Source organism: Hyphomonas sp. (assembly GCF_022844445.1).
Taxonomy (GTDB): domain Bacteria; phylum Pseudomonadota; class Alphaproteobacteria; order Caulobacterales; family Hyphomonadaceae; genus Hyphomonas.
Window position 1 is genome coordinate 135,859 of the sequence record NZ_JALHLS010000002.1, and the last position, 12,439, is coordinate 148,297.

Consider the following 12,439-nt stretch of genomic DNA (forward strand, 5'->3'; position numbering starts at 1 on the left):
GCAAAAGCCGCACTCCGTCATCCCTCGGCCGGTTTGCTGCCGCTCGACGATTTTGGCTTTCGGCGAGACCGTTGCTTTTTGGTCGGAGGAGGCAGAGCGGCATCTTTCTCATCCGAATCTTCAAGTTGGGGCTCGTCGCAACCAAAGCTGCTTTCGTCCCCAAGGCTCGTGTCGGCCCATGTGCCGACCGCCAGCACCTGGCGCGTGCCGCCCCGCCGGCTGTCGGAAATCTCCTGAAGAACCAACCAGCCTTGCTGGACAAGCATCTCCTGCAAACGAAGTACTGGAGCATGTCCCTCTGGTGACTTCCTACCCTGCCTGATCATGCTAAAGCCCATGACATCCGCAATGACCCACCCCGCCCATTCGGTGGCGGTTTGGTGAGCGGGGAGTGCTTTTTCGTGCAAAGCTTCCTGGATGCGCCGGATGGAGTGGAGACTGATCTCCACTTTCTGCTCGGGCCACGCCCATTTCTGCGGAACGCCAACAAGATCGGAATCCAGCCCGAGGGGCGGGGTCCCGTTGCCGAGATCTACAGACATGAGTTGATGCCAGTTACGGTCGGACTGGGCGGGGGCAAGGTTTTGCTTGTCGAGCGAAGTCCTAAAGAAGCGCCGGTGGCTTCCCTTCGGCAGCTCTGCTTTGTCGGCCTCGTTGGCGGTCATGCCATTCAGCACCCGGACGATCCGAGCCGCCGCCACGAGAGCTGAAGCGCCACGTGAACTGTCGGCATCATTCTCCGAGCCGTTGGATTTGCGGGTATGATGCACGAGATGCACGGCGCAGTTCGTGGTGCTCGCAAGTTTGACGAGCCGCTTCGCCAGCCGGTCAATCATTGGGTTATCATTTTCGTTGAGATCGTGGATTGAAACGAAAGGGTCAAAGATAACCACATCGATGGCGCGGAGCCGAATCTCCTGCTCAAGGCGGGCAAACTCAGGTTCATCAACCGCATAACTTCTTTGATCGGCCTCAACGCCGGCCAGCTTGATCGGCGTAAGAACAGCCGAGTCTAGAAATAGGCGTCCTGCTAAATCTTCAGCGTTGAGGCCGTAATGCTTGCAGACTGCAGTGGCGCGCCGCGTCAGTTCAGGGTTTGCTGCGCCGTCCGGGTCTTCGCAGTTTACGTACCAGACGCGCAGGCCGCCTTCAGGAAGGGTTTCCCCCAACAAGTCGCGCTGCGCGGCCATCGCGATCGCTTCGGTAAGCGCAAGAATAGACTTCCCCATCCCGCCCGGCGCCACCGTGACGGTCAGCGTCCCGCGCATGAACAGGTGGCCATAAATCCAGGGCCGGCGGGGAACCGCTGCAGGATCGGGGGGCGTCCAGGCCGTCGGGGTAAGCTTCTTTTTCGTAGGCGGCGCGTGTACGCGTGAAGCGGTTGTCGCTTGGTCGAAAATCCGACGGAGCGTGTCCTCTCCCCCTTGGACATGTACATCATTGGCATCCTTCGGTGCATCCATGAGCTTCGCTTAACCTCCGATGCGAAGGATGCGAACCTCGATGCCCCGGCGAAAGAGATCCTCGGCCAGACCGGCGCATGCCCTGCGGCCAGCTTCATTGGCATCCTCGGCGAGTGTAACGCTCTCGATATAGCCCGGCACAACTTGGCCAAGCTTTGACATGTGACCGGCCGATCCTCCTGCCCAGGCACCGAGTCCCGTCGCTTCATGCAGTGAGAGGGCATCTTCGATACCTTCGGTGATAACGAGCCCGAGGCCGTCATTAGGAGGTGCAAGGACGATGGGTTGGCCAGAGACGGGGCCCAGCATCCGTTTGTCGATCCTAGAGCTGCCATCTGCAGCAAGTCGTGTCAGGTGGACCGCTGTCGGATGAGCCGGCGCTTTGAGGCGGCCTGGCTTTATTTCTTCGGCAAGTCCAAACGCCGCAATCATCGCATGTTCGTGCTGACGCGACCGGGGCAGGTAGCGCAAGGTAGCGGGCAGGGTTCGTCCGAGCCCGCGTTGGCTGAGGTAGGTAACCGCCGGACCGTCCTGTACGGGCAATGCTTGGTTCCAGAGCCATTCTGGAAGATTTGATCGGGTCCGATCGGGACCCGCGTCGCTACCGCGCTGGCCGGAGTACTGTGGGGAGGCTGGCTCGATATGTCCGATGTCTCGCAGGGCTGCGAATACGTCACGAGGATCGCAGCCGCCATGACAGTGAACCAACAAAGGTTGTCGGTCGCCGCGGGAAATGGAAAGCGACGGGTTGCGATCACCGTGTCCCTTGCCATGCCCGGGCACTGGACATGAGGCAAGACCATCTCGCCCATACCATTTGCCGCCAAGGGCGCGGGTGAGAGTCTCAGCGTCCATCGATCAGGCAACGGACGATTGGCGGTCAAGGAATGCCTCGATCGCCGATATGCGGATCAACCGGCGCGTGCCGATCTTGATCGATGACAGCTCATTGGCGGCCATGAGCTCATAGAGTTTGGTCTTGCCTAGGCCGAGCATGCGTGCGGCTTCGGCCGGGGCAACAGCGAGGCGAAGTTGAGGGACTGACTGTTCAGGTTGTGTCATGAGTTGCTCCATCTGCGAATGCAGGCAACCCACCACGGATGCGTTTCTGGAAAACGGGGCTATCGTTTGCGAATTATTCTGGGGTTTCCGGAAAGCTTAGGCGAGCGAAGTGTTCTTGGAGCCAATCGTATCGAATGACCTTATCAGTCGGCAGATCCGTTGGTCCCTGGGTCGCGACGATCATGTTTTTTATGGCGTCGATCTCTTCGCTCGCTGAAATGCCGCGAACGCCCAGACGCGGACGAGCATTTGCGATGCGTTGAGCCAGCGCTTTCGCCGAAGGGCGTCCCGGCGCGCGAAGCGGTTTTGACCGGCCGAGCGCGTGGGCCAACCGCTGTTCGTCGCAGTAAAGCCGGCCGCCCTGAAGGAAAAACAGTTCATCTATTGATAAGAAGACATGTTTGCCAGGCAGCGATGCTTCCCGTGGTCCATCGCCGCTGCAGATTAGGATCCCTGGAGCGAGTGCCGCATTTCTCCTGAGGCAATTGCTGACGCTGTCGAGATCACGCATCGACGTGAGCGTTGGTGCAAACAGTGCACTCCAGTCAGCTTTGCCTGCGCCAGAACCTAAGTAGAATAGGTTTTCAGAAAGCCTCCGGACTTTCAGATCCTTGAGCGGCATTGAAACCGAAAGCGCAAGAGCTAGCGCATCGACGTTTGATGTAAATGCCGGCAAGTCCTCCTCCGCGACCTTTACCAAGCCAGACTCTGGGCAATGCACCACCCAGTCCGTGCCGCTCGAAGAAACAACGGCGGAATGATGGTCTCCGCAATTATCACACATCATGGCACTGTCTCGCGGAGTAGGGGTCAGAGCTCCAAGGTCGGCGAGCAACTCCACATTGGTGCCAAACGCGTTCTGTGCTTCGCGGGTTGATATGGCGAATGTTGGTGCACTGAGTAGAACGGTGAATGGACCCGGAGCTGGTGCGAGTCTAATCGGTCGTTCTTCGTTTGGATCAGTATCCTTCAAACCCCATTCGCCGAGATACTTCTCTAGTATGACGCGTTCAGCATCGTCGGTTTCACGCAGACTGCAGCGATTGGGTACGGCAAGTTCGAAATTTACGATTTTCTGACCCGAGCCGAATGCTCCTTTATCGAAAACTACACGCAGGCTGGCAGCGATGATCCGAGCACCCAATAGGTTTCGCGGCGCAACATCGTAGGCGTCGGCCTTGCTTCGCGCGGGGGCGAAGTAGGTCCGGGTTCCAGGCCCGTGGCTGACAACCAGCTTCTTGACCTGGACCGAACTGATATGGTGCTCCGGCGCACGCACCCAAATCTTCCGGCGCTCTGCGAGAGCGGCTAGATTGATCGCGACCGGTTCAATTGGTTCCGGCGCATCTTTCTGACCGAGGACGCGCGTTGCGACGGCTCGCATAACTTGGTTTGCCATCGCAGCGTTGGTTTCATGCCATCCGCAGTCGAAGCCTTTCGAAACTGGGGTGATGCAAAGAATGATTTTTCGGTTCGGTGTCTTCGAACGAAATGCCAGCTCGCCTTCTAGCCAGTCTTCTTCAGTTTCAGACGAAGATGCGATGTTGAGGATGATCGTATGGCATAGGTCGTCAGGACCCGCATCGGGATGGGCTGGTCGTGAGAATAGCTCGACCTTGATAAGGCGCTTGGGCTCGTTGAGTTGGCTTAGCTGCTCTTCGACAATTTGTTTGATCGAGGCTTCAAGCTTGCGTCCCGGAGTCCAGTCACGTGAAAACTGTGTGAGCCGGTAGAGCTTCCAGGTTTTGCCGCCGGGCCGTCTGGCCCCGCAGTCAAACAAGGCTTCAGCCCGCCGGAAGACGAGAGAGAGGTCGTCGGCCGGCTTGTGGTGCAAAAACAGTTTCAAGGCGCGCGCGCGGTTGGATCCGAGCCTTTCGATCTCGGCTCGCAGGCTTTGATCATCGCCACAAGCCGGCCATAGGACTGCTTGCAACCCGCCCGAAGCAATACGCTCACAGGCTTCAAGATCGCGCCAGACTGCGTCTCTGATACTTGCGGGTGCCTTTGAGACAACCGTTTGAAACTTCTTTCCATCGGCCAGCGCATCGGGAGTGAACTTGGCTGAGCGCGCTATCGCCCACCCGATCGATTCGGTGTAGGCGCGCAGAAGTTCCGCCGGAACGTCGGACGCAAAGGCGGAAAGCGAAAGCACGGCGCAGCGCTCCTGCAAAAACCCTGTCTGATCAGAGAGTTGGGGAGTTCGCCCGCGTTCGTCAATGTCCGGTTGCGTTCATGGCCGCGGGACGCGATACCTGTCGCTTCGCTGACGCACTCGCAGTGTCCGGCGCCGTCGCTAAGAAGGTATCTTCGCGCGCGGAACAATCTGGCGCGCGCAAAACAGGTAACCGGAAGACTATCCCATGGCCGTCAAGAAATCCGACCTCTACTCCTCCCTCTGGGCGTCCTGCGACGAGCTCAGGGGGGGCATGGATGCCAGCCAATACAAGGACTACGTCCTGTTCATGCTGTTCATCAAATACGTGTCGGACAAGTACGGTAGCAGCAAGGACTTCGACCCGCCGATCAAGATCCCGAAAGGGGCGAGCTTCAAGGACATGGTGGCCCTGAAGGGCAACCCGGAAATCGGCGACCGGATCAACACGCAGGTCATCCAGCCGCTGGTGGACAACAATCCGACCGCCCTCGCGCGCACCGATTTCCCGGACTTCAACGACCCGAACAAGCTCGGCGACGGACAAGAGAAGGTCGAAACTCTCGGAAACCTGATCGCGATCTTCGAAAACCCGGCGCTCGATTTCTCCGGCAACCGCGCCGAGAACGACGACATCCTCGGCGATGCTTATGAATACCTCATGCGCCACTTCGCGACCGAAAGCGGGAAGAGCAAGGGCCAATTCTATACGCCGTCCGAAGTAAGCCGCATCATTGCCAAGGTGATCGGCATTTCGCCAAGCAACACCAAGGCTTCCACGACCGCGTATGACCCGACCTGCGGCTCTGGTTCGCTGCTCCTCAAGGTCGCCGCTGAAGCCGGCAAGCAGATCACGCTGGAAGGCCAGGAAAAGGATGTGACCACGGCCGGTCTCGCGCGCATGAACATGATCCTGCACGATTTCCCGACCGCCAAGATCGTCTCCGGCAACACGCTGACGCAGCCGAGATTTCTCGAAGGCAACAATCTGCGCACGTATGATTACGTCGTTGCGAACCCGCCTTTCTCCGACAAGGCCTGGAGCAACGGGCTGACGCCGGAGAGCGATCGGTTTGCCCGCTTCGGCTGGGGCGCGCCGCCGGACAAGCAGGGCGACTACGCCTATCTCCTGCACATCATCCGCTCGATGAAAGCAACCGGCAAGGCCGCCTGCATCCTGCCGCACGGCGTCCTGTTCCGCGGCAATGCGGAAGCCGTCATACGCGAGCAGCTGGTCCGCTCAGGTTATCTCAAGGGCATTATCGGCCTACCGGCGAACCTCTTCTTTGGCACAGGCATTCCGGCCTGCATTCTCGTGCTTGACAAGGAGAACGCAAACGCCCGCAAGGGCATCTTCATGATCGACGCCTCGAAAGGCTTCGCCAAGGATGGGCCGAAGAACCGCCTGCGCGAGCAGGACATCCACCGCATCGTGGACACGTTTGCAAAAGGCGCCGATGTGCCCCGCTTTGCCCGCATGGTTGCTTTCGACGAGATCGCGGATGCAAAGAACGTCTTCAACCTGAACCTTCCCCGCTACATCGATGCCTCCGAGCCTGAAGATCTGCAGGACATCGAAGGCCATCTGAAAGGCGGCATTCCGGAGCGGGACATTGATGCGCTCTCGGACTATTGGGCCGTGATGCCCGATGTACGCGCAGCGCTGTTCCAGGCTGCGGATCGTCCGCGCTACCATCATCTCAGACTGCCCCAGACGGAAGTGAAGGCAGCGATCTTGGGGCACCCGGAGTTCGCCGCCTTCACCAGAAAGGCTTCGAAGATCTTTGCAGATTGGCGCGCCCGCACCCTGCCGAAACTGGAAACGTTCAAAGAGGGCGCGCCCCCGAAGGAACTGATCGCTGAGATTGCCGACGATCTGCTCGATGCTTTCACCGCCACACCGCTGATCGATGCCTATGACATTTACCAGCACCTCATGACCTTCTGGAACGAGACGATGCAGGACGACTGCTATCTGGTCTCGGCCGAGGGGTGGATCAAAGCCGCTCGCGTTCGAGAGATCGTCAAAGTGAAGAACAAGGATAACAAGCTCGTCTGGCCGGAGGCGGGTGACTATCAGATCGGGCGCCGCCGCTTTGCGTCTGACCTTCTGCCCGCTGCCCTGATCATCGCGCGCTTCTTTGTGAAAGAACAAGCAGCGCTTGATGTGCTCGACACGCGGCTCGCCCAACTGGAGCAGGAACTTAAGGACAAGCTGGAAGAAGGGGCGGGCGAGGAAGGGCTTCTGGCCGAAGTCATCGACGGCGACGGCGACAAACAGAAGATCACCGCCAAGGGGCTAAAGGCCCGGCTATCAGAAATCGGTGTGGATAAGGCGTATGCGGACGAACGCGCGGCGCTGCTGGCTTACGAAGAGCTGATCGAAGCCTATGCGAAGGTGAAGGGCGAACGCGCAGCCGCAGATGCCGCGCTGCTTGAGGCGGTTCATGCGCGCTACAATGCGCTGACCGAGTTCGAGGTCAGGGAACTGGTTGTTCATGACAAATGGCTGGCGCGACTGGAGCGCGACGTCCAGGTGGAATTGGATCGCATCTCGCAACAATTGACGGGCCGGGTGAAGCAGCTGGCGGAACGATATGCGACGCCGCTTCCGGCGCTTCAGAAGGAGGCTGCTGAATTGGCGGCCAGGGTAGCCCGACACCTCAATCTGATGGGAGTGTCTGCATGAGGCCGGGATACAAGCAAACTGAGGTCGGTGAAATACCGGAGGATTGGAGTGCAGAAAGATTGGGTTCGATTGTCGATCCCGAAGCACCTATTCGATATGGCGTCGTTCAAATTGGCAAAAACGTGGATGATGGCGTGCCAATCGTTCCCATCAAGTACATGAAGAAGATAGCCAGTTCGCCACTTCATCGGAGCTCGAAGGAGATTGAGGGGCAATATAAGGGCAGTAGGGTGATCGGCGGAGACGTTCTTGTTTCCGTGAAAGGAACTATCGGGCGCGTCGGAGTCGTGCCCCAGGATTTCCAAGGCAACATCGCAAGAGAAATTGCGAGGATCCGTGTCCTCCCGTTCGTTGATTCGAATTACGTTGCTTTCCAAATTGCACACGAGCAGACGCAGCAAAGAATTTCTCAAGTGATAGTTGGAACTACTCGGTTAGAGTTTTCCATTGCTGCGGTCAGGGATTTTGAAATTGCATTGCCGGAAGAGCAAGCTGAGCAACGCGCCATTGCTGCGGTTCTCTTAAATGTCGACGAAACGATTATAGCATTGGAGCGGCTGGTCTCCAAAAAGCGCGATCTGAAGCAAGCCGCGATGCAGCAACTTCTCACCGGTGAGACCCGCTTGCCGGGTTTTTCGGGCGAGTGGCGGATTGAAAAACTAGGCGATCTAGCTGATCGATGCTTTTCCGGAGCAACGCCACGGCGGAACCGGCCTGAGTTCTATAAGGGTCCGGTTCGTTGGATTACCAGCGGAGAACTCAACTACAATGTAATCTACGAGACGCGAGAGACTGTGAGTTTCGATGCGGTCAAAGAGACCAATCTGATCATCGTCCCACCCGGAACATTTTTGATGGCCGTTACCGGACTAGAAGCTGAGGGGACGCGTGGTGCCTGTGCGATCGTGGGAGCGCCCTCAACGATGAACCAGTCTTGTATGGCTGTGTTTCCAAACGAAAAGCTTATCACGCCGTACTTGTTCCACTATTATGTCTTTCGTGGAAATAGCCTAGCTTTGCAATACTGCCAGGGAACGAAGCAGCAAAGCTATACTGCCGCACTTGTGAAACAGCTCCCGATTAAGTTGCCGGAAACTATAAAGGAGCAGGCTGCCATCGCCGCTGTGTTGTCGGACCTAGATGCCGAACTCTCGTTACTTGAGTCACAGCTCGGAAAGACCCAAATGATAAAGCAGGCAATGATGCAGGAATTGCTCACGGGTCGGATCCGGTTGCCGATCAAGGAAGCCGTCGATGCCTGAGCGGCCACGGTCCGAACGGGCGACCCAGAACCGGCTGGTCAAGCACCTTACAGCGTCCGCCGCAGAAGGCGGGCTCAGCTTCCGCCATCTCGGCGACTGGTCGAAAGGCCGCGTCAATTTTGGCATCGAGGAAGAACTGCTCCGCGCGAACCTTTTAGCCCGAGGCTACACTGAGGCGCAGATCGCGGCGGCGCTGCTGAAGCTGCGCACGGCGGCGCAAGTCATGGGCACGACCCTCTATCAGGCGTCTCTTCGCACCTACCAGCTACTTCGCTATGGCGTGGATGTGCAGACCGAGGCCGGACAGCCGCACACAACCGTCCACCTGATCGACTGGACCAATCCCGCCGCGAACGACTTCGCGCTCGCTGAAGAGGTTACTCTGCGCGGCGGCCATGAGCGCCGGCCAGACATCGTGCTTTACATCAATGGCCTTGCCATCGCCGTGATCGAACTGAAACGCAGCTCGGTCGATGTCGGCGACGGCATCCGTCAACTGATCACCAACCAGGAGGGCATTTTCAACGAGGCCTTCTTCCCGACGGTTCAGCTGCTCCTCGCAGGCAGCGATGCGCAGGGCTTGCGGTATGGCACGGTCGGCACGCCTGAGAAATTCTTCGTCGAATGGAAGGATGAAGATGCGCCCGTCGGAACGGCGGCGAAAGGCGCGCTGCTCGACCGCCCGGTTGCGCAAATGCTGCGTCCGGAGCGCCTCCTCGACCTGATCCGCAACTTCGTCATCTTCGACGGGGGTCAGAAGAAGGTGCCGCGCCAGCATCAATTCAAAGGCGTCAAGCTTGCACAGGAACGCATCGCAAGGCGCGAGGGCGGGGTAATCTGGCACACCCAGGGCTCGGGCAAAAGCATCCTCATGGTGCTGATCGCCAAATGGCTGATGGAGCATGATCCGGGTGCGCGTGTGCTCATCGTCACCGACCGCGACGAACTTGACAAGCAGATCACCGGCGTCATGCGCAATGCTGGCGTGATTGGCGCGGATGCGCTGTCGCCGCGCATCACCTCGCGCGCCGAGTTCGTCGAAAAGTTGGGCGCGGCGTCTCCGCGCCTGATGTGCGCCCTGGTCCACAAGTTCGACGCGAGCGACCTCAGCGGCCCACCGCCCAAGGTGACCGGCCGGTTCTACGTGTTTGTGGACGAGTGCCACCGCACGCAGGGCGGCAACATGAACGCCCAGATGAAGCGCTGGCTCGAAGGCGCGATCTTCATCGGCTTCACCGGCACGCCGCTACTCCGTAAGGACCGCCAGATGACGCGGGATGTGTTCGGCACATATATCCACACCTATAAGTTCCATGAGGCTGTCGCCGACAAAGTTGTGCTGGACCTGAAATACGAGGCGCGCGATGTGCCGCAGCGCCTCACCAATCAGGCAACAATCGACGCATGGTTTGACCAGAAGACGAAGGGCTTGAACAACTTCCAGAAGGCTGCCTTGCGCAAACGCTGGGCCAATATGGAAGACCTGATGAGCGCCGAGGAGCGCAAGAGCCGCATCATCGCGGAGATCATCGGGGACTTCAGCTTGAAGCCGCGTCTGAACAATGACCGTGGCACGGGAATCCTAGTCGCCGCATCGATCTATGATGCCTGCCACTATTTCCGCCTGTTCAAGAGCAAAAGCTTCGGCGATCATGTCGGCATCATCACCTCCTATGAGCCGAACCACAATGCCATCTCGCGCGAGCCGGCCAACAGCGATGAACGCTACAAATTCGATACGTACACGAAGCATGTCCTGAAGGCGGGGCAGACGACAAAACAGTACGAGGACGAAACCAAGCGGCGATTCATCGAAGAGCCGGCGAACATGAAGCTGCTGATCGTCGTCAGCAAGCTGCTGACGGGCTTCGATGCGCCCAGCTGCTCCTACATCTATCTCGACAACGAACTGCGCGACCACAACCTCTTCCAGGCGATCTGCCGAACGAACCGGCTCGACGGCGACGACAAGGATTATGGTCATATCGTGGATTTCAAGGAGCTCTTCGCCGACGTGCAGCAGGCCATCGCAGTGTATAGCTCCGATGAGCTGGACATTGACCAGGGCAGCGGTGGCACAAACGAGGTCGAGATCAAGAACTGGCTGGTCGAAGGCAAGGCGCACCTCGACCAGACGCGGGAGGTGCTTCGGCATCTTTGTGAAACCGTGCCGCATCCTCGCGAGGTTGAGCAGTTCCTGATCTATTTCTGCGGCAACGCGTCGAATCCCGAAGCTCTGAATGAGACCGAAGCGCTGCGGATCGCTTTCTACAAGTCCACAGCGGCCTTCGTGCGAGCCTATGCGGCCATCTCGGCGCACCTGGAGGCTGCGGGCTACTCTGCGGTAGAAGCCGCCGAGATAGCAGGAGAGGTTGAGACCTACAGCGACCTTCGCGCGGCTATCAAGATGCACTCCGGGGAAGAACTCGACATCAAGCCGTACGAGGCCGACATGCGCCACCTCCTGAACACTTACGTCCAGGCAGATCCGGCCGCCAACCTCGGCAATCTTGCCGACCTTTCCCTGACTGAGCTGATCATCGAGACCGGCATCCATGACGCCATCGCCCGCAAGCTCAACGAAAAGGGCAAGTTGACGAAGGACGCTGTCGCCGAAGGCATTGTGAACAATATCCGCAAGACGATCATACGCGATCAGCTGACGGACCCGCGCTTCTACGAACAGATGTCGGTGCTACTCGAAGACCTGATCCGTCAGAGCCGGGAAGATGCTGCTGCCTATGAAGCCTTCCTGCTGAAAGCTGAGGAGCTCGTCCGCCAGCTAGCCAGCAAAAGCTCCGTTGGCGGTTTACCAGCGGTCTTGAAAGGCAATCGCGAAGCCTCTGTCCTTTACAACAACCTCGAAACGATCTCCGCAACCACCTTCGTCTGCCCTTCGAACGAGACGGATCGGGCTGAGCTCGCCTTGCTGATCGATCGCGAGGTCAGGGAAAAAGCGCCGGCGGGTTTCAAAGGCGATCCTGTTAAGGAAAGCGTTGTGAAGAACGTAATCTTCCCCTTGATGGACCAAGATCGGGAGGCAACGATGGCGATCTTTGACATTGTCCGAAACCAGCCAGGTTATTGATGCCAGACGTTATCGACATCGCCGAGATCTCTATCGCTGTCACCCGCAAGGCCGTGAAGAACGTGCATCTGTCCGTGCACCCTCCGGACGGCCGTGTGACCTTGGTAGCGCCGCGCGCTACTCGCCTCGATGTTGCGCGTGCCTATGCCGTCACCCGCCTCGGCTGGATCCGTAAACAACAAGCTCAGCTGAGAGGGCAGGCGCGAGAAGCCCCGCGCCGCTTCGTCGGACGCGAAACGCATTACCTCTGGGGCCGTCGCCACCTGATGCAAGTCATCGAGCGCGATCAGAAGCCAGCCATCGAAGTCACACACCGCACCCTCCGCCTGATCGTCCGTCCCGGAACGACAGAGGCAAAGCGCGCCGAGATCATGCACAAGTGGCACCTCGCCACGCTGCACGCCGAGGTGCCGGCCATCATCCGCCGCTGGGAAAAGCGGCTCGGAGTAAAGGTTGCCGGTTACTTCCTTCAACGCATGAAAACCAAGTGGGGTAGCTACAATCCGGCCAGGCGCACGATCCGACTCAACACGGAACTCGTGAAGAAGCCAAAAGACCTCCTCGAATACGTCATCGTCCACGAGATGCTGCACATCCTGGAGCCGCGCCATAGCGAGAAGTTCACAAGGCTTCTCGATCGCCACTTCCCGGCTTGGCGGGAAGCACGCGGTGAGCTCAATGCGCTACCAGTTCCGAATCTAGAAACTGGATATTGAAGTTAAA

8 protein-coding genes are annotated in these 12,439 nt (G+C 58.5%); 4 read left to right on the forward strand and 4 right to left on the reverse strand.

The window, feature by feature from the left end:
* Window positions 1-17: 17 nt before the first annotated feature.
* The 4 genes from Q0C17_RS03735 to Q0C17_RS03750 all read right to left on the reverse strand — a co-directional run bounded on the left by Q0C17_RS03735 (window position 18) and on the right by Q0C17_RS03750 (window position 4,677).
* Window positions 18-1,463, reverse strand: coding sequence for an AAA family ATPase (locus tag Q0C17_RS03735; RefSeq protein ID WP_291201508.1), 1,446 nt, complete (start codon window positions 1,461-1,463; stop codon window positions 18-20).
* 9 nt (window positions 1,464-1,472) lie between these two features.
* Window positions 1,473-2,006: a toprim domain-containing protein gene (locus Q0C17_RS03740; RefSeq protein WP_291201511.1), complete on the reverse strand. Its 534-nt coding sequence runs from the start codon at window positions 2,004-2,006 to the stop codon at window positions 1,473-1,475.
* 315 nt (window positions 2,007-2,321) lie between these two features.
* Window positions 2,322-2,525 carry a helix-turn-helix domain-containing protein gene (locus Q0C17_RS03745; RefSeq protein ID WP_291201514.1) on the reverse strand — a complete coding sequence of 68 codons (204 nt, stop codon included), beginning with the start codon at window positions 2,523-2,525 and terminating at the stop codon, window positions 2,322-2,324.
* A 73-nt stretch (window positions 2,526-2,598) separates the two neighbouring features.
* Window positions 2,599-4,677, reverse strand: coding sequence for a hypothetical protein (locus Q0C17_RS03750; protein WP_291201517.1), 2,079 nt, complete (start codon window positions 4,675-4,677; stop codon window positions 2,599-2,601).
* A gap of 208 nt (window positions 4,678-4,885) precedes the next feature.
* Here Q0C17_RS03750 and Q0C17_RS03755 point away from each other — a divergent pair, with 208 nt between their 5' ends.
* Genes Q0C17_RS03755 through Q0C17_RS03770 form a run of 4 tightly spaced genes read left to right on the forward strand, consistent with a single transcriptional unit; the run spans window position 4,886 to window position 12,432 of the window.
* Window positions 4,886-7,366 carry a class I SAM-dependent DNA methyltransferase gene (locus Q0C17_RS03755; RefSeq protein WP_291201520.1) on the forward strand — a complete coding sequence of 827 codons (2,481 nt, stop codon included), beginning with the start codon at window positions 4,886-4,888 and terminating at the stop codon, window positions 7,364-7,366.
* Window positions 7,363-8,628, forward strand: a complete 1,266-nt coding sequence (locus tag Q0C17_RS03760) for a restriction endonuclease subunit S (RefSeq protein ID WP_291201523.1) — start codon at window positions 7,363-7,365, stop codon at window positions 8,626-8,628. Before Q0C17_RS03755 ends, Q0C17_RS03760 begins: the two co-directional genes overlap by 4 nt.
* Complete coding sequence (locus tag Q0C17_RS03765; protein ID WP_291201527.1) at window positions 8,621-11,716, forward strand: HsdR family type I site-specific deoxyribonuclease; 3,096 nt, start codon at window positions 8,621-8,623, stop codon at window positions 11,714-11,716. The genes Q0C17_RS03760 and Q0C17_RS03765 overlap by 8 nt, the downstream gene beginning before the upstream one ends.
* The gene (locus tag Q0C17_RS03770; RefSeq protein ID WP_291201530.1) at window positions 11,716-12,432 is read left to right on the forward strand and encodes a SprT family zinc-dependent metalloprotease; all 717 of its coding nucleotides are present in this window, start codon (window positions 11,716-11,718) and stop codon (window positions 12,430-12,432) included. The genes Q0C17_RS03765 and Q0C17_RS03770 overlap by 1 nt, the downstream gene beginning before the upstream one ends.
* Window positions 12,433-12,439: the final 7 nt, after the last annotated feature.

What these genes read in the sequence shown, in the direction of transcription:
- Q0C17_RS03735 (WP_291201508.1), bottom strand. Translation starts at nt 1,463, where the DNA reads ATGGATGCACCGAAGGATGCCAATGATGTACATGTCCAAGGGGGAGAG.
- Q0C17_RS03765 (WP_291201527.1), top strand. Translation starts at nt 8,621, where the DNA reads ATGCCTGAGCGGCCACGGTCCGAACGGGCGACCCAGAACCGGCTGGTC.
- Q0C17_RS03760 (WP_291201523.1), top strand. Translation starts at nt 7,363, where the DNA reads ATGAGGCCGGGATACAAGCAAACTGAGGTCGGTGAAATACCGGAGGAT.
- Q0C17_RS03755 (WP_291201520.1), top strand. Translation starts at nt 4,886, where the DNA reads ATGGCCGTCAAGAAATCCGACCTCTACTCCTCCCTCTGGGCGTCCTGC.
- Q0C17_RS03745 (WP_291201514.1), bottom strand. Translation starts at nt 2,525, where the DNA reads ATGACACAACCTGAACAGTCAGTCCCTCAACTTCGCCTCGCTGTTGCC.
- Q0C17_RS03770 (WP_291201530.1), top strand. Translation starts at nt 11,716, where the DNA reads ATGCCAGACGTTATCGACATCGCCGAGATCTCTATCGCTGTCACCCGC.